This window comes from Photobacterium rosenbergii (genome assembly GCF_033022775.1).
Taxonomy (GTDB): domain Bacteria; phylum Pseudomonadota; class Gammaproteobacteria; order Enterobacterales; family Vibrionaceae; genus Photobacterium; species Photobacterium rosenbergii_A.
On record NZ_JAWJZI010000005.1, the window covers coordinates 351,881 to 372,725 of the forward strand.

At 45.8% G+C, this 20,845-nt stretch carries 15 protein-coding genes and 1 pseudogene; 3 read left to right on the forward strand and 13 right to left on the reverse strand.

Going from position 1 to position 20,845, the window contains the following annotated elements:
* Nucleotides 1-10: 10 nt before the first annotated feature.
* The 5 genes from ectA to R2X38_RS15175 form a co-directional block, all read right to left on the reverse strand.
* The gene (ectA, locus tag R2X38_RS15155; protein WP_317523139.1) at nucleotides 11-544 is read right to left on the reverse strand and encodes a diaminobutyrate acetyltransferase; all 534 of its coding nucleotides are present in this window, start codon (nucleotides 542-544) and stop codon (nucleotides 11-13) included.
* A 425-nt stretch (nucleotides 545-969) separates the two neighbouring features.
* Nucleotides 970-2,157 carry a potassium/proton antiporter gene (locus R2X38_RS15160; RefSeq protein WP_317523140.1) on the reverse strand — a complete coding sequence of 396 codons (1,188 nt, stop codon included), beginning with the start codon at nucleotides 2,155-2,157 and terminating at the stop codon, nucleotides 970-972.
* Between the two features lie 243 nt (nucleotides 2,158-2,400).
* On the reverse strand, nucleotides 2,401-4,224 hold the full coding sequence (locus R2X38_RS15165; protein ID WP_317523141.1) for an alpha-amylase family glycosyl hydrolase: 1,824 nt from the start codon (nucleotides 4,222-4,224) through the stop codon (nucleotides 2,401-2,403).
* Nucleotides 4,225-4,371: 147 nt separating this feature from the next.
* Nucleotides 4,372-5,277 carry a MalM family protein gene (locus R2X38_RS15170; RefSeq protein WP_317523142.1) on the reverse strand — a complete coding sequence of 302 codons (906 nt, stop codon included), beginning with the start codon at nucleotides 5,275-5,277 and terminating at the stop codon, nucleotides 4,372-4,374.
* A 149-nt stretch (nucleotides 5,278-5,426) separates the two neighbouring features.
* A complete protein-coding gene (locus R2X38_RS15175; RefSeq protein ID WP_317523143.1) occupies nucleotides 5,427-6,695 on the reverse strand; it encodes a carbohydrate porin in 1,269 nt (422 codons plus the stop codon).
* Nucleotides 6,696-7,065: 370 nt separating this feature from the next.
* Between R2X38_RS15175 and glgX the strand changes: the two genes are divergently transcribed.
* Nucleotides 7,066-9,015, forward strand: a complete 1,950-nt coding sequence (gene glgX / locus R2X38_RS15180; RefSeq protein ID WP_317523144.1) for a glycogen debranching protein GlgX — start codon at nucleotides 7,066-7,068, stop codon at nucleotides 9,013-9,015.
* A gap of 86 nt (nucleotides 9,016-9,101) precedes the next feature.
* Here the strand turns inward: glgX and R2X38_RS15185 are convergent, their stop codons facing one another.
* Both R2X38_RS15185 and R2X38_RS15190 read right to left on the reverse strand, forming a co-directional pair.
* A complete protein-coding gene (locus tag R2X38_RS15185; RefSeq protein WP_317523145.1) occupies nucleotides 9,102-10,181 on the reverse strand; it encodes a tyrosine-protein phosphatase in 1,080 nt (359 codons plus the stop codon).
* Between the two features lie 143 nt (nucleotides 10,182-10,324).
* The gene (locus tag R2X38_RS15190; RefSeq protein ID WP_317523264.1) at nucleotides 10,325-11,968 is read right to left on the reverse strand and encodes an alpha-glucosidase; all 1,644 of its coding nucleotides are present in this window, start codon (nucleotides 11,966-11,968) and stop codon (nucleotides 10,325-10,327) included.
* A gap of 261 nt (nucleotides 11,969-12,229) precedes the next feature.
* Between R2X38_RS15190 and R2X38_RS15195 the strand changes: the two genes are divergently transcribed.
* Complete coding sequence (locus tag R2X38_RS15195; protein ID WP_317523146.1) at nucleotides 12,230-13,129, forward strand: LysR family transcriptional regulator; 900 nt, start codon at nucleotides 12,230-12,232, stop codon at nucleotides 13,127-13,129.
* A 171-nt stretch (nucleotides 13,130-13,300) separates the two neighbouring features.
* The gene (locus R2X38_RS15200) at nucleotides 13,301-14,557 is read left to right on the forward strand and encodes a maltoporin (RefSeq protein WP_317523147.1); all 1,257 of its coding nucleotides are present in this window, start codon (nucleotides 13,301-13,303) and stop codon (nucleotides 14,555-14,557) included.
* A 152-nt stretch (nucleotides 14,558-14,709) separates the two neighbouring features.
* Here R2X38_RS15200 and R2X38_RS15205 read toward each other — a convergent pair whose 3' ends face one another.
* From R2X38_RS15205 to R2X38_RS15230, 6 genes and pseudogenes are all read right to left on the reverse strand, one after another.
* On the reverse strand, nucleotides 14,710-15,858 hold the full coding sequence (locus R2X38_RS15205) for a carbohydrate porin (RefSeq protein WP_317523149.1): 1,149 nt from the start codon (nucleotides 15,856-15,858) through the stop codon (nucleotides 14,710-14,712).
* Between the two features lie 413 nt (nucleotides 15,859-16,271).
* Nucleotides 16,272-17,288 (reverse strand): LacI family DNA-binding transcriptional regulator, encoded by a 1,017-nt coding sequence (locus R2X38_RS15210; protein ID WP_317523150.1) that lies wholly within the window; start codon nucleotides 17,286-17,288, stop codon nucleotides 16,272-16,274.
* Between the two features lie 107 nt (nucleotides 17,289-17,395).
* Nucleotides 17,396-17,926: an MltR family transcriptional regulator gene (locus tag R2X38_RS15215; RefSeq protein ID WP_317523151.1), complete on the reverse strand. Its 531-nt coding sequence runs from the start codon at nucleotides 17,924-17,926 to the stop codon at nucleotides 17,396-17,398.
* A 110-nt stretch (nucleotides 17,927-18,036) separates the two neighbouring features.
* A pseudogene (locus R2X38_RS15220) lies at nucleotides 18,037-19,083 on the reverse strand (PTS mannitol transporter subunit IICBA); the annotation flags it as partial.
* Between the two features lie 111 nt (nucleotides 19,084-19,194).
* Nucleotides 19,195-19,551, reverse strand: a complete 357-nt coding sequence (locus R2X38_RS15225; protein ID WP_317523152.1) for a hypothetical protein — start codon at nucleotides 19,549-19,551, stop codon at nucleotides 19,195-19,197.
* Nucleotides 19,552-19,631: 80 nt separating this feature from the next.
* Nucleotides 19,632-20,777, reverse strand: coding sequence for a mannitol-1-phosphate 5-dehydrogenase (locus R2X38_RS15230; RefSeq protein WP_317523153.1), 1,146 nt, complete (start codon nucleotides 20,775-20,777; stop codon nucleotides 19,632-19,634).
* Nucleotides 20,778-20,845: the final 68 nt, after the last annotated feature.

Sequence of the window (20,845 nt, forward strand, 5' to 3'; positions counted from 1 at the left end):
TTATTGAGGATTATTTAAGAGGGATGCGATACAAATACTCTGTATCATGCTTGTTTTTGAAATGAGATTGTCCATCAAGGAAAACCGTCACCTCACCAAAATTACCGTGGAGTGCATCCAGTTTTTTGAACAATGCCCAAGAAGCCTTGTTGTCTTTGGTAATCGTGGTTTCGATTGTGGTTATATTTCTCAACCCTTCCCTTTTCAAAAGCGCTTCCAGCATATCAAATGCCAATCCTTTACCGCGGAAAGCGGGGGAGACGGCAACTTGCCAGATAAAAAGCACATTCGATTGGTCTGGTTTTTGATAGCCAGAAATAAAACCCGCAATGTCACCTTTGTGCTCGACCAACATACAGGTCTTGCTGAAGTGCGTTGACTGGAGGAAATTGCAATACGAAGAGTTCATGTCTAACGGCGGGCAATCCGCAATGAGTCGGTAAACATCATCACCGTCATGGCGGCTAGGCTCGCGAAAAGTCCATTCCGGACCCAAGTCTACTATTGTCCCTGCCGAGGACATCCATGGAGCAGATGTGATCATCAAAAATCCTTTCGACCTCTAACTAAATTCCTTTTTATTATGAGCATCTTTTGCAGTAACAAATCAACAAAACACTCAAAAAACCAGGAAAAATGGGACATAGATCACATAATAGGCAAATATAACAATGAAAAATTAGTTAGAGTACGAAACTATATAATCTCGCTCGGGCAAGGTTTCAAATGTTTACTCACCGCCATAAAATATTCACGGCAAACACCTATGCATGACAATAAGCATCCTCCCATTCAGGGAGTCAGTACTGACCGAACGAATCATATTCTGGCTGAACAGCAAGATTTAAATGTTGCAGATACAAAGAGGGGGCTAGCCGGTATTTTCATACCCGGCTCAGAGGGTTTACTGTACGGTGGCAAAGCCCCCGACGGTCCTATCATTGACAGGGGGCTTAATAATAGATGAGCTTACTTCTCCACTAAGCCCAGTTTGTTCGACAACGGCTCGATGGCCCAGCCTTGCAGAACAACGGAAATGAGGACAATAAAGAACACCATGTGAACCATCATCTGAGACCCCGCTACACCTGCAGAAGCCGGGATCAGAGCAAATACAATCGGTGTTGCCCCTTTTAAGCCTATCGCTGAGATAAACAGCTTCTTGTTAAACGATACCTTTCTGAATGGAAGATAACACAAGAATACTGCAAGCGGCCTAGCGACTAGGATAAGTGCGATAGCAGGAAGAATCGAAGACCACATGTCGGCAAACAGCTCTTTCGGGAAGAACTGTAGGCCAAGAATAATGAACATCATCGCCTGGGCCAGCCAAGATAGGCTATTAAAGAAGTGCTTACCGACTTCACGACCACGTTTGAGTTCATTGCCTATGACCACACCTGCCACATAGGAAGAAACAAGAATATTCCCGCCCAGCAAATCACTGCCATAGGCGGCAATAAAGAAACAAGCGAGGATAAAAACCGGGATCAAGCCGTACTCTTCCAGCTTGATTTTATTGAGCAGCCATACACAGCACCAACCCACCAAATAGCCTGCACCAAGGCCAACAACAATCTGCTGAACCAGTTCGATGCCTATCGAGATACCACTTATTTGCTGGTTAGTGCTTACCAACATTTCGGTGAGAATAGCTACCAACAGCAACGCCACCGGATCGTTGGTCGCCGATTCAAATTCCAAAATCGTATCGGTGGACTCTTTTAGTTTGAGCTTCTTGGATTCAAGAATAGAGAACACCGCAGCGGCATCGGTCGATGAAACGACCGCAGCAAACAAGAAACAGGTTAATAAATTAAAATCAGTAATGTAGAAGAGCAGCCCGCCAAAAATAGCGGTAGTAAATAGCACCCCAATGGTGGAAAGCACCCCTCCTTCTTTGTAAGCCACCTTTATACTGGCTTTAGAGGTGTTCAAGCCACCAACAAAAACAATCACATTCAAGGCTAACGAGCCGATGAAAGATGTTAATGCCAAATCGTCATAAACAAAATTAAGTTCACCATTACCAAACAATAACCCGACGCCGATGAAGATCAGCAATGAAGGCAGACCCAAGGTTTTTGATGGCTGATGAAGTAGGATCCCGATAGCAATCAAGGTTGCCATTCCCAACAATACCAATTCTGTGCTCAATAGACTTCTCCCACAGCAAGAACAAATAACAATCTGGTAACTCAAATTGTACCATACAACCTATTGCTTTGAGGCTAATACATGCTGACAAATTGATATTCTTAAGAAATTTGATGTTACCAAACATTAACTATTTTTGTGATCTCGCTTATACTTTTTCCGTGAGGGGAAAATACACCAGATTGATGCAAAAAAGGCCACATACTGTGACCTTTTTAAATTGTAGCTTGGATAGCGATGCAATTAGTTTGAAGGCAATGACAAGACCAGACAATCAAGCGGCTTCACATCCAACATGATACGCCCTTGCCCATCTTCAACCACCAACACGGTATTCGCTGCCTGATAAAGCTGTTCAATTAATGCATACTCACCATCGGCCAACTGCCACAACTCAATCAAAGCTGCAGGCAGTGACAGCGTCACCGGCCCTTTTTCAATATCAGAAAAGTTGGCCAGCATGATCAACTTCTCACTATCATCGAATCGACTAAAGGCAAACAGCTGATCATCGTACCCTACCCCTTGCTGACGGTTGTGAGTATGTAGCTCTTGGTATTGGCCCATTAAGGCTGAGCTATTGAGCGAGAAGTTCATTAATCGTTGGTAGAAGTCACGTAGGTTACGCTCTTCTTCTGTCAACTGACCGCCATCAAACTCACCATGATTCATCCAACGTTGATGATGGGGCACGCCGAAATAGTCAAAGATAGTCGTACGGGAAGCTAAGCCAAAGCCGGCATCCTCAGCGCCTGGCTCTCCAACCTCTTGACCAAAGTAAATCATGGTTGGTGACGTGCTCAATAAGGTAGATACCAGCATAGCTGGCTTGCCTTTATTGGCATCTCCTGCAAATTCCGGACTGGCAACCCGCTGCTCGTCGTGGTTATCCAAGAAGTGCAGCATATGGTGTTCAATATCCATCAGCTGCTCCTGAACATCCACGATAGCATCCGTTGAGCCCTTGCCTTGCATGACCAACTTGAGCGTATCGTATAAGTCGACTTTGTCGTACAGGTAATCCATTTTGCCGAGGTGAATGTAATCGCGGTAGAGATCCGGTTGGTAAACCTCTGCCATCAAGAAGGCCTCTGGATTAACCTGTTTAATCGATGAGTTCATGTAACTCCAGAACTCCACTGGTACCATCTCGGCCATATCATATCGGAAGCCGTCAACTCCCATTGCCAGCCAATACAGGGCGATATCCCGGAATTTCACCCACGAGTCCGGCACTTCTTTGTTTTGCCAAAAGGCAAAATGGGCTGCATGATCTTGCTTATCGAATTCAGCAGGCAGCTCATCGAAATCTTTTGTGCCATCAGGGCGGATACCGTAGTTCACCTTGACGGTTTCATACCAATCATCAAATTCCGGCTGGGCCAATCGCGAGCCATTCCCCGTCCATTTGGCTGGGTTTTCTTCGAAAGGCGTCGCTAGCAATGCATGCGCTTCCCCGCCAAGCGGCTGATAGCCACCTTCCGCTTCAGGTACTGAGAAACGCTCTCCAGGGATGTAATAAAAGTTGTTGTCTTTGTGGTATGCAACGCTGGAATCATCAGATGCACCGAAATCTTCTACACCTTCAGGGTTAGTCAGGCCGTGATAACGTCTTGCGACATGGTTCGGCACAATATCAATAATGACCTTCAGGCCCTGCTGATGGGAACGCTCAATAAGCGCCTTGAACTCTTCGAGGCGATTTGCCGGGTCAACGGCCAAGTCAGGGTTGACGTTATAGTAGTCTTTCACGGCATAGGGAGAGCCTGCTCGGCCTTTTACCACACTTGGATGATCATCTTCGATGCCATACTCAGTGTAATCACGCACCAAGGCATGGTGAGGAACACCTGTATACCAAATGTGGGTTACCCCTAGAGCCTTAATTTCGCTCAATGCCTTATCGGTAAAATCAGCAAACTTGCCGACACCATTTTCTTCCAACGTCCCCCAAGGCTTGTTGGTCGTGTTGGTGTTGCCAAACAGGCGTGTAAACACCTGGTAAACCACTTCTTTGTTTTGCTTTGTCGTGCGCTTGATAGCGGATGAATGCTTAGAATCTGTCATGAAATTAACTCAATACATGCAAATAGAATCGATATAGATAATAGATAAGAGAACGGGCAGACGACTGTCTGCCCGACATACCCAATGTTCAACAAGGTGAGGATTCGAAGAACACCTTGACTAGTGGGTATTGTTAAAACTACAGCCTTACTTTTTAATCAGTTCAAGGAAGGTGGCTTCTGCTGTACTTGAACCTGCACGCTTGGCTTCTTCCATCAGGGTAAGGGCTTTTTGCATATCATTGCTTTCAACTGCAGCTTTAATCTGGCTGTTATAGAAAGCTTCGCTCTCAGGCAGCATCTTAGCTGATAAAGGCGCAGCAACTGCCACGCTTGCAGCTGTCGCCGTCGTTGTCGCAACAGGCGCCGCCGCTGCTACTGCAGGTTTTGGCTGGGTAACAACTGTCGCTTTAGGTGCGTCACTCGCTCGGTATGAGCGCAACGCCGTTGGCTTCATGTCTAGCTCAAGAGAGCCGAATTTTTGGTGCTGGATGATAGGGTCGGTCACCATCGGGCGAGCCATGCCTAACTCCTCAGCACGAATACGCTCTGGGTGTGGTACCTCGATCTGGCCTTCGCGGTATTCAAGCGGTGAATAAACGACCATGTATGGAGTCGTCGTTTGGTTCATCTCAAAACGCTTATGGTAGCTATTTAGCTGAAATAGTGATGAAGGTTTAAAATCAAAGTCCGTCAGCTCATAAGACTCTACTACCTGGAATGTTGGGCTAAGCAGTAGCACCTTTGGTGCAAAAACGCCTGATGTACGCATCCAGCTTTTTAGGTCAACACGCATACGTTCAACATTTTCAGGTAGAACGAATCCTGCGAAGTAACTTTTACCTTCAGGGAATTCACCAATTTGTGAATATTCATCTACCGCAAAATCAATGCTGTCGCCACTCATCGGGATCCAAGCAAACTCACTGTAAGAACTACAACAAGCCGGCTGAGTAACGGTGATGTCTTTTACCATTTCTGTTGTTGGGGAAGATGCACAGCCAACAAGCGAGGCTGTCAGCAATGCTGCTAATGTTAATTTCATTATTTTCATTTTATCTCCTACACCCATATTACCGATTTGGCATATATCAATTTGGGTATATATCTATTTGCTTTCACTTTACTTAAAAAAGCGAATAGGTATAGAGCCAATCGTGACTGAAAAAGGCAGCCCGTGGGCTGCCTTCACAATTTTGTGATTTAGAACCAGATTTCAGTGTGAACACCGATAACTGTTTCGCTGTCACCGCTCTTGATACCGATTTGCTCAGCACTTGCACGGTCATCAGCCATGATGTGGCTCACGTAAGGTTTGATCTGTGGGCGACCGAAGTAGTCAGAATTAACAGTAATAGGAGCAGCTAGTTCAACGTTCCAGATATCGCTCTCAACATCATCGCCAGTGCGACCCCAGTAACCTTCTTTGCCTTCTTCATGTGCATACGAAGCAGTCATTTCAAGGCGTAGGTTATCGTTCACTTTGTAAGAAGGGCGAACGGCAACGATGTAGCGTTTCAGATCTTCTGCTGTCCATAGCTCATCCAGCGCACCGATGTAAGTGATTTCAGAGCCCATCTGCCAGCGGTCAGAGATGTTTAGTACACCATAAGAGGTGAAGAATAGAGATTCTGCATTGTCATCACCGCCAGACCAGCTACCGAAGTTAACACCACGGTTCTGGGCAATCCCCTTACCGTACGCAACAGCAGTCTGGGTCCAACCGTCTAGGCCGTAGTAATCGCGGTTATAGGTGATAGAAGCGCCGATACCGTCATCATCGCTGTTAGCTTGTGACATAAATTTCAAATCAAAGTCAAAGCTACCACCAAGCGCCTGTACACCGTAGTAGTACAAGTCGATAGAAGTTAGCGTCTTACGCTCAACATCTTGCTCAATGGTGCCATCAGCATCAGCAGAGACAACCGCTAGACCTGCAGTATTACCGCCTAGTTTAGTCTGGACACCGGCACCAACACCTGAAGACTGTTTCCAGAATTCACCAGATAGTAGGCCTGCTGCACGGTTTAGGTAACGCTGACCACCCCAAACAGATGTGTCTTCACCAAGGAAAGAAATACCACCAATTTCAACAAAGGTTTCTTTGATTTCAAACTGTGCAGTTGTGTTGTCTTTCTGGCTACCAGGCGAAGAGTAAGCGTAAGAGTTACCGTTACCGTACTCAGAGCGAACAACAAAATCAGACCATACACCGTTTTGGTGTTCTGTATGTTTCTTAATTACAAATTCAACTTGGTTCGTACTCTTACCGTGAGTACCTGCTGTTTTGTAATCAGGTTTGCCGTACTCTGTATCGACTGTTTCGCCTTCAACCATACGGTAGTTCATAGATGCGTATCCATGCACTTCCCAACCATCAGTAATAACGTCAGTGGCAGATTCAGCGGCTACATTGTGTGAAGCTAGCGCGGTAAGTAATGCCGCTGCTACAGGTACTAACTTGTGTTTCATAGAAATGTCCCTTCTTATATTTTTATCGTGATTGCTATCTAGCAATCTTTTCGGGACTCATCTTCAGCTTTGATACAGTTTTCTACATCCTCCTGATATGAGGAGGAGGAGGGAGGATGAGAGGGGCGTAGGAAATGGGGTGGAGAAGTGTTCCGTGATAAGCCTCACGAAGGATAGGCGTAAAACTGAAAGAAAATTACAGAACAACCAAAAAAAACAAGAAGCCAGTCACTTTTATTTCATATTGTTGAAATTATTGGTAACTGAATTTTTTTTAATTTTTTTAGAAAAAAAAACTTCCCTTGACTGAAAATATTTTCCCGCTTAAATAGCACTATAGATGTGTAAAATTAGCAAAGAGATGTACAGGATGTTCGCTAAATTAGCTCAGCCATTTCCACTAGGGGCTACATTATGTGATCAGGGTTGTAATTTTTCTATTCATTGCCCAGAAAACAAAGAGATCAAACTGGTTTTATTTGATCACAACAACAAAAAAACCTTTATTGAATTAGAAAATCAGCACTTAGATATACATTATACTTTCGTAGCCGGTATTAATAAGGGGCAGGTATACGGTTACCAAATAAAAGATAAAAACGAGACCCGTCTTATATTGGACCCTTATGCCCAAGCCCTGAATAAAGTTCCCTATTACATTGAACCCTTTACTGCCGACAGAAGCTGGCACTTTGCCAAATCCGTGGTTGTAGATCACTGCTTCGACTGGCAAGGCACTACCCTGCCCCAGGTTCCTCTCGAAGAAACCATTATTTTTGAAACCCATGTAAAAGGCTTTACCAAACAGCACCCAGAGGTTGAAGAAAAGTATCAAGGCACCTATTTAGGCCTCTGCCAGCCAGCCATGATCAAATACTTCAAAGAACAGGGGGTCACTAGCCTGCAGTTACTTCCTGTTACCTCATGTATGTCCGAGCCCCATTTGTTGAAAATGGACAAGGTAAACTACTGGGGATACAACAGCCTTTGCTTTATGGTGCCAGAGCCACGCTATGCGACCGAGGATCCGGTCACCGAGATGAAAACCATGGTCAGGGAGCTACACCGCCACGGCATCGAAGTGATCATGGATATCGTCTTCAACCACACGGCTGAAGGAGGCGAAGGCGGACCGAAATTCCATTTTAAGTGCCTCGACAAACACTACTATCAGCTTGACACACACAAGAATTACAAGAACCATACCGGCTGCGGTAATACCTTTGATCTGACCTATCAGCCAAGCTTAAACATCGTACTTGATACTCTGCGCCACTGGGTAACCAACTACAAAATCGATGGCTTCCGCTTCGACTTGGCAGCCACACTTGGCCGAAACGGCGATCGGTTTAATCCCCAGAGTGCCTTCTTCAAGGCCGTAGCGCAAGATCCTATCCTGCGCCAAGTAAAACTCATTGCCGAGCCATGGGATATTGGCCCTGACGGCTACCAGCTGGGTTACTTCCCTCGCGGCTGGAACGAGTGTAACGACAAGTTCCGCGACACAGTAAAAAGCTACTGGCTGTGCCAGGAAAACAATGTCAAAGAGTTCGCCACCCGCATTATGGGCTCCCGTGACTTATTCAGTGCCGGGTGCTGGCCAGATAAGTTGCCCGTCAACTTTGTCTCTTACCATGATGGTTTTACCTTGCAGGATCTCGTTTCCTACAACCAAAAGCACAACCATGCTAACGGTGAAAACAACCGTGACGGTCATGGCGACAACCGCTCGAACAACCAGGGGGTCGAAGGGGAAACCACGAACTACGCCATACTGAGCCGCAGGGAGCGTCAAAAGCGCAACCTGATGACCACACTGATATTTAGCTTCGGGATTCCTCATATCCTCGCAGTGGATGCTCTCTCCCACACCCAAGGAGGCAATAACAATGCGTACTGCCAAGACAACGCAATCAGCTGGGCGGATTGGTCACCGTGCAAGGATAAATCAGACTTCAGCCAGTGGCTAGCAACCATGCTTGAGCGGCGAAAAACCTATATGTCGCCGTTTATCCGCGCTTTTAGTGGCAGGAAAAGAGGCCATCACCGTATCCACTGGAACCGCTCGAACGGTCAGCCAATGAATGCCGAAGATTGGCAGGGGCTTGAGGCTTTTTCCTTATATCTTGGCTTATTCGATACCGGGAAGGAGCTACTGTTTTTGGTTAACAGCTCAAAGATCCCAACCCGTTACCGCTTGCCGGAAGGCAGTAAATGGCAGGTCGTCTGCGATACCTCTGAAGCGACACTAGGCTCGCGGCAAGTCCAGACAACCTATATGCAAGGCGCCCACTCGCTGACGGTTTTGTACCGCGATTAAGTCCGCAGAGCATTAACGAGCTCCTCCCTAGAAACAACAGCCCAACTGAGTCGATTCCGTTGGGCTGATTTTCCTCTATCGTAACTTCAAGAAAGATGTTTCTTGGCTTTCTCTATCATTGAAATTGGCAAGCCCAAGCTTAGAAGATATAGCCGCACCTTCTCTTCACCATCTTGAAAACAGTCATCACCCACCGCAGCTTGTAGTGCCCTTTCCAGCAACCTAAAGCTCCGGTATTCGCCGATACCAAGTTGGTTCGTCTCTAGGTAATTCTCTGCGATATCCTGTTTCGAAGCCCCCATCAGCAACTGAAGGAAAGCGCAAATCACCCCAGTTCGATCTGAACCCAGCCGACAATGAACTAAGTATGGCCCAGACTTGTTAGCAATTGTCGCAATCAAGCCACAGATACCATCTTCGAACCCCAGCTCCTCGTCATTTAGCGGCTCGTTTCTGTCTGACATGAAATAAACCGTCTCGTATGCAACTGGAATACTATTAATCCTTCCTTTTTTCCAGCAGTGCTTGTAATAGCTCTCAGGGAACACTGGCATTAATTGTTTAAGTTTGTCATTTGTATCCGACAGGTTAATCACATTTTCGATTTGATGTTGTTCCATCAGGGCAAGAACTTTGGCCTGCCTAACTGGCTCAATGTGCTTCAGCTCTGGGTGGTTTTCCCGAGAGGCTATCACCGGATGATAGCTGCGATAAACCCAGTTTGGCTTTAGCTTCCCTCCCGAAACAGTGCGAAAATTGGCTAACTGCGCATCAGAGGAAAACTGTCCTTTTTGGTTTTTTATATGGAAAGACTGCCGAGAGGCACCTGAAATCTCTGCTAATTCATCTTTTGTGGGGGGATGTAAAAATAATAACTGGTTAAGCCCACCATTACACTGGTTGTTAAATAAATACCCTTCCTCGGCAGGGCTTATATCAACTGCGACTTGGGCTATATCATCCCATATGACATATTCTATAAAACCGGAATTGCCTATTTTATTGACATCATCAAGATGTTTAATTAAACGGCATCCATCTGCACTTTTAATAAAACGGAAGTCTTCTTTGATCAGCCAATTGGTAAATGTCCCTTTTAAATATAAACTTTCGCTTTGAGACTGAACTGTGAAAACAACCTGATTGTCTTTGATTTCATAATGCATAATTTTGCATCCGTTTGATAGCTACATCTCACCACTAGAAGCAGTGTCCAGTGCCCATATATAAAAAAGGCTCTATTTCAACCAAGAAATAGAGCCAAGCCAAATATAACAACAATAATGACAATTAACTGCAGTTACGGATTTTAACGACTTTCTGGCAGCAGCACGGCAAACGACTCATACGGCTTTAGGGTCATCGTGGCAGGCAGTGTTTGGTGGTGCTCGTAGTTCGCAATCACACACTCCACCTGCGGGGCCTGTATATGCGCAGGTAGATCGATACTGATCTCTTCTGCAGTAAAGTTGTTGAGCACAAACAAACGCTGGTTTGCATCTGAGCGGACGTAGCCAAAAATCTTATCATGTTCTTCAAACACTGGCTCAAACTCACCGTAGACGATAACCGGCAGCGACTTACGCAGCTCAATCAACTTCTGGTAGTGATAGAACACGGAATTTTGGTCATCCAGTGCTGCACTGACATTTACTTCAGGGTAATTCGGGTTCGACTTGATCCAAGGCTCAACTGATGAGAACCCCCCATTGGCACTGTCATTCCACTGCATTGGGGTACGGCCGTTATCACGGCTGTTCTCATGAACAGCTGCCAACATATTTTCTGGTGCCACACCATTTTCGGTACGCTCTTTGTAGAAGTTCAGCGTCTCGATATCTCGGTATTCGTCAATACTGTCAAAGGCGACATTGGTCATGCCGATCTCTTCACCTTGGTAAATGTAAGGTGTGCCTTTCATCATATGCAGCGTTGTCGCCAGCATTTTGGCCGATTCAACTCGGTACTGGCCATCACAGCCGTATTTCGATACCACGCGAGGTAAATCATGGTTATTCCAGAACAAGGAGTTCCAGCCTTCGTCAGCCAGTTCTACTTGCCATTTGGTCAATACCTTCTTGAAGGTTGGGAGATCCAACGGGATTGGCTGCCACTTATCTCCATGCTTCCACGTTAGGCTAATGTGCTCGAATTGGAACACCATGGAAAACTCTTCGCGGGCAGGATCGCTGTACAGTTTGGCAATCTCAGGTGTCGCATCCCAAGTTTCACCCACAGTCAGAAGATCTTTATCACCAAACGTGGCGCGGTTCATCTGTTGGATAAGCGGGTGCAGGCGTGGGCCGTTGCCGGTAATTTTCTTGTCGATTTCCTTTCCAATAAGATCGATAACATCTAAACGGAAACCACCGATCCCCTTGTCGATCCACCAGTTCATCATCTTATGGACTTCTTCTTGAACCTTAGGGTTTTCCCAGTTCAAGTCAGGCTGGCGCTTGGAGAAAATATGCAGGAAGTACTCACCAGTTTGCTCGTCGAACTCCCAACCGCTGCCACCAAATACAGAGCCCATTTCATCTGGAACACCGCCGTCTTCGGCAGGTTTACGCCAAACGTAGTAGTCTCGATAAGGATTGTCTTTCGATTTACGCGCTTCAACAAACCATGGATGTTCATCAGAGGTATGGTTCACCACCAGATCCATGATAATGCGAATGTCACGCTGCTTAGCTTCCGCTAGCAACTGATCCATGTCTGCCATAGTGCCAAATTCCGGTGCGATATCCTGATAATCAGAAATATCGTATCCATTGTCATCCATTGGCGATTTATACACCGGAGACAACCACAGAACATTCACGCCCAACGCTTTCAGATAATCCAGCTTGCTGATAATGCCCTGAAGATCCCCCATACCATCATTGTTGCTGTCGCAAAAACTGCGTGGGTAGATCTGGTATACGACGGCATCGTGCCACCATTTAGGCGTCATGTTCATGGCAAACCCTCAAAAAAGTGCCCTTAAGGAGCTCAGTTGTAGTCTAGGTTGATTTCTGCGAACGAAATCGAAGTTGCCGATATCTTATGACGCCGCTGTCATTAAGAAAAATACACGATCACACCAATGATATAACCCTTTCCTATATCATGAGAGATATTGCCGACGGAGATCACAAGTTTGATCCCTTTCTCTTTGTGATGGATTTCAAAAAATGTGAGACTGCTTGCAAAGATATTTTCACTGGTTTTATCGATGGACAAGCACTACCGCCAATTTCTCGCGATAGCCGAGTTAGGCAATATCAGCTCGGCAGCACAGCAACTTCACCTGAGCCAGCCAACACTGACCAATAACATGAAAAAGTTGGAGGGCAGCTTGGGAGTTTCCCTGTTCACGCGCCGCTCTAAAGGTGTCGAACTCACTGAGTACGGTAAGCTATTCCAAGAACAGCTCCAAGACCTCAGCCGCCGCCATGACGCCATGCTGGACAAGCTCGCCGATCTCAAAGCGCGGAAAACCGAAAAGATCAAAATGGGTACCGGCGATGCCTGGTGGGAAGTCTTTGTCAAAGATGCCCTAAACGCCTATTGCGGCCAGCACCCTGGAATTTCAATCCAGCTTGAGTTTGGCAATCACCTCAAGCTGATGGACATGCTTATCCATGGCCACATTGATCTTTTTATTGGCCATGAAATTCAGGGGCTTTCCCGTCGTTGCAATGTGAAATTCACACCGATTCTGCAAGACACAGAAGCACAATTTGTCCATCGCTCCCACCCTCTTCTCATTGCTGGTGATATTGAAAAAGACTATGACATTTACCCCTTACTGCAAGTCACCCCTGACCAGGACAATTATCAACACCTAATTGAAAACCCGCAGCCAAAACAGCAAGAAAAAGAGAGAAAAAAACTAAACGAAAGAATTAGTTATGAAATAAATTCACTCAGTGCCAGCATCGATTTTCTTGTCAGCTCCAAAGCCATCATGCCCTACACCAAAAGTATGGCTGACTACTTTGCCCAATTTGACATTTTACCCCTGCCAGAGACCCAAACTCCGCAAACAGGCATTGTAGGTATTTACCATCTCAATGATTCACTGCCAACCCATATATCTGATATTAAAGAAATTTTAATAGATTTCGCGTAATTTTCCCATCTTCAGGGATGTAAGGATAATGTGAACCGACTCACGCGATGGGAACATTCCCATTTACGTGCTCACACTTCCCTGCCATTATCTGCCATCAAGAAATGGGAACATTCCCACAAAATAATTCCAATATTTATTACCAATACATTTCCATTAAAGGGATGAAAAATGATGAAAATGAACCTTACCGCGCTGGCTGTTTCTGCGTCTCTACTCGCCCCAACTGTGTTTGCCGATGACAGCTTTGTCTTCCACGGTTATGCCCGTTCAGGTATCGGTATCAGTGGTGACAATGGCCAAAATGTTGAATTCAACAAACAACAACTCGGCCGCCTGGGTAACGAAGCCGATACGTTTGCAGAGTTTGGTCTCGGCAAGGAAATCTACAACGAAGAGGGTGCCCGGTTTTACTTTGATTCTATGCTGGCTGTGGGCAGTGATGGCTCTAATATTTTTGAATCACTCAAAGATGACGAAGAAAACGGCTTCATTGATTTTCGCCAGTTGAATGTGCAAGCAACTGGCATTTTAAAATTTGCCCCTGAAGCCACACTGTGGGCTGGTAAGCGCTACTACCAACGCCATGATGTTCACATTACCGATTTTTACTACTGGAACACTTCTGGAGCAGGTGCCGGTATCGAAAACCTCAACCTTGGCGATGGCCGCTTCTCTTTTGCCGTGATCCGCAACGATGATAACGATATTACCGATACAGGTAACCGCGGTGAGGGACTTAACGTCAATGTTATTGACATGCGTTATGCCGGTATTGAATTGTGGAACAATGCGGACTTGGAATTGGGTATCAACTACGCTATCACCAACCCTTCTGATGATGCCCCGCAAGAAGCGAAGGACAGCAAAGACGGCGTGATGGCTACTGCACAGATCACCCAAAACCTAGACAGTGGCTTTAACAAAACCGTGCTTCAATACGGCACCGAAGGTTACGCCACCGAACTCGCGACGTTCGGCGCGGGTACGACCTATCATGCCAACACCAAGAATGGTGGTAGTGCTTACCGCTTGATTAACTGGGGGGTGGTTAACCTAACCGAAAACATTGAACTTGGTCACCAACTACTCTGGTCTGCGACTATCGATGATATTGAGGCCAATCAAAATGATGACCTGACCTACTTTTCTGCCGTGGTTCGTCCTACCTACAGCTGGGACAAACACCACAAAACCATTTTTGAAGCAGGTTACTTCAACAACCAAGATACCAGCGGCAAAGACCTTTCTGGCCAAAAAGTCACCATTGCCCAGGCTTGGAGTGCTGGCGAAGATTTCTTTGCTCGCCCAGAAATCCGACTATATGCCACCTATTTCTCTAACATCGACAGTATCGACGAAAACAATGTTGTCTCAACGGTAGACTCTGAGTTTAACGTCGGCGTTCAGTTCGAAGCTTGGTGGTAAGCGCTTTTGGTAATAAGCACCTATAGATCACCCTAGGCAAAATAAAAAACGGGAAGTGAAATCCACTTCCCGACAAAAAGTGGCAACAGCAAACGCTGTTGCCAAAAGGACTGAAAAGAACAAAAGATAACAGTATTTAGAAGTCGTTTAACTTAGAAGAAATACTTGAAACGTACGCGAGCGCCTTTGTCGTCGAGCTCGCTGAACATTGCACCGTCATTCAAACGCGTACCTTCTTCATTCAAGCTAGTGTGGAAAGCACCTAGGTAAATTGAGAAGTCTTCCACATCCAATACATTGGCGAACTCATAAGATGCGTAGAAAGTATCGATCTTCACTTTACCGTCGTAGAAATCAGACTTAGCATCAAAGTCATTCACACCATAGATATAGCCAAGACCAAAGCCTTTCCACAATACATTAAGGCCAACAGAGGTATCTTTTTCATTTAGTGCATCAAGGTATGCGACGTTGGCATTCACAGATAGGTCGTTAACAGTGTAGTTCGCGGTAATACCATAACCAATACGATCGCTTAGATCATTACCTGCATCATCGATAACCGCATCTTTAACAAGGTTCGCTTCAATAGCACCTGCGATGCGGAAGTCCCCCATTTGGTAAGCAACAACTGGGCGTACTACGATGGCATCCTTGTTAGAAATGACTTCACGACCATGGTAAGTCACACCATCACCTTCGGTGTTTGTCCCAAACAAATCAGCACGCTCACCGATCACGCCGGCTAGCTCAACATAAAGGTTGTCGAAGCTCTGGCTATACATTAGCTGACCTGCTGATGTCGCACGGCCTCGTGCTTCTTTCATCTGGTAAACATAACCTGCACCATCGCGGTATAGGTCATTGGCAGTATCGCCAGAGTATTCTAGGAATGTATCCTGACCAACAGGGAACATATCGTACGCTTCGAAACGACCCATGCGTAGATCCCAACCACCTTGCTTGCCGAAAGAGAAGTAAGCATCATCAAGGTTGACATCGCCATTTGAATCCATCAATGGCTGTGCTTTTACTGCTAGGTAGTGGCCATTTTCTGTTTTACGCTCACCTGCAAACTCAATCAGGATACGGCCTGTTTGGTTGTAGTTCGAATCTTTATTTTCGGTATTCAGCGTATCGGCTTGGTCATTGTCTTGGTAGTTAAAATCAAACTCAACATCACCACCGATAGAGAAGCTTCCTGTCTCGTTGTCAACGATGCTGATCCCTGCGGCTGCTGTGAAAGACGTTGCTACTGCTAAAGCCGCTAGGGACAGTTTGAATAGACCACTGCGTTTCATAAAAGATACTCCGGATAATTGTTATATATGCTAATCATTGTGTTCGCTGCGATTATTGCTAAACTGTTTTAGCAGATCGAGAAATATTTGCTAAAACCGTTTAGCTTTGTGATCACCAAAACAATTTGGTGCTTTTTTGTGATCAAGCTATATGTCGGTAAACACACATGGAATGTGTCTAATGCTCTACAGTGAGCAATGAATTCCGCTAGGAAAGATATATTCGGCAGTATGGGAGGAGCAATTTGGTTTACTGGATTTAGCACGCATTCACTTATCGCTATACAGAAAAAGCGATAATGCTGTGAACCATCTCAAATTATTTTTACCTAATTGATAACGCCAATAAGTTTATCGTTTTACCCCTGCTAATTTTCTAATTAACAGGGGCAAGAAACACATTTAGCAAGCTATTATTTGCTTCGCCAGTGAATGGTGGCATCCAATGCAAAAGCAGTTGGGCTGACGTTTTGGCTCGACATCAAGAGCTGGATCAGTTGAAAACTGCGTTTCGCTAACTCGTCACTGTTTTGCGCTATTGAGTCGATGTTCAATGGCAGGCAGTCGAGTAGGTCATGGTTATCGAAAGTTACTAGGCGCATTTCTTTGTTTAGCAATGCAGTTAGCAGATTATGTTCATTCAGGTAGCGCAATACTCCCTCAAGTAACGTATACGAGGCAGTAAAAAGCGCCTTAGGAAGTCTGCCAAGTTCTTGATGAAGTTGCTCCATCAAAATATAACCAGATTCGGTCTGGTAATCACGATGGCGAATCCAGCTTTCATCCAGCTCCAGCCCGGCTCTATTCAAACCCAATTTGAAACCCGCCATACGGTGGCGGCTCGGGGATAACTCCAGCTGACCACCGAAATAATAAAACTCATCGACCGACTCAGCCGTTTTGCTAATTAACTCAGCCGTTACCTTGGCAGCGTCGGTGATCACCATTGGCAAAGTGGATTGACCGATATGTCGGTCGAGTTGCAGGACAGGGATTTGTTTCGTTAATGCCTGGTAATCATCATCTACGGTTTGGCTTGAAGCAATGATTAACCCGTCGACTTGGCGTTTTACCAACCCTTCTACCGCCTGCCGCTCAATATCTGGATTATCTTCTGAGCAGGCGATAAACAATTGCAACCCGGCCTCACGGCATAAACGCTCAAGCTCACGAGAAATTGAAGCAAAACCAAAGTTGGTGAGATCCGGGATCACCAAACCAATAGCATCTGAGCGTTTAGCTTGCAGCGACTTGGCATGGACATTCGGCGAGTAGTTTTGCTCTTTCGCCACGGCAAGCACCCGCTCACGCGTCTCATCCTTGATCCGAAAAGTCGATGCCCTTCCGTTGAGCACCATACTTGCAGTTGTTTTGGAAACCCCAGCCAATTTGGCAATATCGGCTATCGTTATACGTTTTCTTTTTTCCACAACTAACCCGTTTTAGCGACATCTTGCCTGCCATTATGTGTAGAGTACGTAAAAATGGAAAGCAAAACAGGCTAAAAGTTAGGGTTAGCGTCAGGGAAATCGAAACGTTAGAAAGGACTTTCTTTGTCAAGCTCAGCACAAATTCCTGAAACAGCCAGTGCCATGGCCGATTTGATCACTTGCTCCTGCCGAGCAAGTTGCATCTGATAAAACGTAATATCAGTGTCATCATCCGGTGGCGCAACATCAAGCAAAACCACCCCCATGGTTTGTACCATATGTAGCTGTTTAACTGGATCGAGGATAGCAGGTTCAGTAAAGCTATATTCCTTACCTTCTTTATTCAAGAAATCTCGCAGCTTAATAATCGCTTCGATGTCGTGGTAGACATTGTCTTCAACCACGCCAAGACCAAACAATAACTTAAGGCGAACAGAGAGCTCCCCTAGCGGGCCTGACTGGCTTAACAAGGGCTCAACAACAGACTTCACGGCAAAGTCATCTTTGCGGAAGATCCGTTGGATAAGATTTTCGACCGCCTCATCAAACACCTCAACCGAGGTAATGAAAAAACCTCGCACAGTCGGGGCATCATTAAGCCGCTCTAAAATGTCAGATTCTTGGTCACTATGTGCCATAAATTAGGTATCTCTGTAACAAAAGGATAGCTCTTAGCCTCCTTAACCTGTTGTTATAAAAGTGATTGTATCATCTCAACTGGCATAATTTCACTTTATGATGCCTTGCCTGCCATTTTTTCTCTCTTCTCGTCAGTATTCGGTTCCGTTTTCAACAATATACCTGCCACTGCGAATGACACGAGGGTTGCCGAAACAATAGACAAAACCACGCCAAGCAACGATGACTTAGGGGTTAGCAGTAAAATCGCAAAGATTGACCCAGGTGAAGCTGGCGACACCATCCCCGCATCAAAGAAAGACAAAACAAAGACTCCTGTCATACCGCCCGCAATGGCAGCAAGGATCAACCTTGGCTTCATCAAAATATACGGGAAGTATATCTCGTGAATACCACCAAAAAAGTGAATTATCGTCGCACCACCTGCCGTTTGTTTCGCCATACCCTGACCAAACACCATATAAGCCAGTAAAATGCCAAGTCCTGGGCCTGGATTTGCCTCAATTAGGAAGAAGATTGAATCTCCGGCTTCTCGTACCTGCTGGACCCCCAGCGGCGAGAAAATGCCATGATTGATGGCATTGTTTAAAAACAGCACTTTGGCCGGTTCAACGAATATCGAGGTCAGAGGCAATAAACCAAGATCTATCATGGCATTCACCCCAGTTGCCAAAGCAACCGAAATGATCTTGACCGCTGGGCCAATCATAAAGAAGGCAATGATGGCGCATAACATCCCTACGATGCCGGAGGAGAAGTTGTTCACCAGCATCTCAAAGCCACTTTTTACCTTGCCCTCAACGGCCTGATCGAACTTTTTGATGATCCAGCCGCCCATAGGGCCAAGAATCATCGCTCCCATAAACATGGGGATGTCCGTGCCAACGATAGCCCCCATAGTGGTGACGGCACCGACGACTGCGCCGCGCTCGCCACCAATAAGCTTACCGCCAGAATAGCCGATCAATAGAGGCAGTAAATAGATAATCATCGGTTCGACAAGTTGGGCGATTGCCGCATTTGGCCACCAACCGGTCGGAATAAATAAAGCGGTTAAAAAGCCCCAAGCGATAAAGGCACCAATATTTGGCAAAACCATATTGGTAAGAAAACGACCGAAGCTGTGTATTTTTATTTTTGTTGTTGGTGAAAGCATAAATCATCCCATCATTTTTCTTTCTTTAACCACTATACCCAAGTCGGACTCAACCACACAATTGGTAACTTCACAGTATTGTTTTCAATCAGTTAAAATACCAATTTTCACTTAACAAAGTGAAAAATCGGCATAGCAATATGCCCGTTCACGCCTAGGCAAGGCGAGACATTGCTGAACAAAGTGCTTACTCCGTGCAGAAGAGTGAAGGGAAAGCTCGTTTTCAAGTAACTGCATGGTTTCAAACTCTAGTCCCAGCTCTTGGCAGGATACCCTTAATACACTGTTTGCTCTCAGGGTTTCATCACTCCAGCGTAGTTTGTAGATATAGCCCTTCCCTTCAATAAAATGGCAGTTTTCAATCGTACCAATCCAACCGGAGATCTCTTGACCAAAGTCAGGATCTACCATGCCACAGTTAACGATTACCATATCGCCTACCCTGAATTTATTTTTCATCCGGTTCATGACTTTCCCCACTTCCTACTTCGAGATTTATCATTTCATGACAAAAAAGAGGCGCTATTGCGCCCCTTTTCTACCAGGACTTAAAGTGACTGGAACAGTGCTTCAATCTTTTTAGCCTCTTCACCGTCCGCATCAAGGCCAGTGTATTTCGCCAGCGTCGGACGCAAACCAATCTCTTTCAGCGACGTTTGCAGCTCGATCGCCTGTGGATCGGTGTCGTTAGTGTATTTAAAGGCAGCTGCAATACCTTTTAGCAGCATACCGTTGTCTACACCGTACTCCATAGTACCTAGCAACGGCTTGATCAGACGATCATTCGCACCCAGCTTACGGATTGGCTGACGGCCAACACGGTCAATTTCATCACGTAGGTATGGGTTGGCAAAGCGGCTTAGGATCTTATCGATGTAGGCATTGTGCATATCACGATCAAAACCGTAGCGGCGGATCAGTACTTCACCACTCTCTTGCATGGCTGCTTTTACTTGGTCATAAATCTCTTTGTCTTCAATCGCATCACGTACGGTCTCGTGGCCTTTCAACGCACCAAGGTAAGCGGTAACAATGTGACCGGTATTCAAGGTAAATAGCTTACGCTCGACAAAGGCCATCAGGTTATCTGTGGTTTCCATGCCTTCGATAGCAGGGATATCACCTTTGAACTGCTGTTTGTCGACAATCCATTCGCTGAAACTTTCTACTGTTACTTCCAATGGGTCATCATTGGCCGCTTCTGAAGGAGGTACGATGCGATCAACCGCTGAATCTACAAAGCCAACCAACTCATCAGCCTGGCTGTGGTAAATGCTGTTCAGATGCTTGTAGACTTCTTCTTTTAGGTGAGTTGTACCACGCACCATGTTTTCACAAGCAATGATGTTAAGTGGGTTGCTATTACCCGCCTCGAAACGGTGTGTTAGACCAGTCGCAATGGTTTTTGCAATGATATCCAATACGTTAGGGCCAACGGCTGTGGTCACCATGTCAGTGTGAATAATTTGGTCAATTACGTCCTGACTTGCCGAGTTAACGGCTGTTACGTGTGTAACCGTATCGATTTTACACTCGCTACCAACCACTTTTACCTTGTATGACTGGTCATGGCTTAGCTGGTCAACCAACGGCTCATCAACGTCGGCAAACGTAACGGCTACGTTAGCGTCTGCTAGCAATTTACCAATAAAACCACGACCGATGTTACCTGCACCAAAATGTACTGCTTTCATAATAATTCCTACCTAAAATATGTTCTCTAATTACGCGCTAGAGGAGTGAGGCCGGAGGGGGAACACCG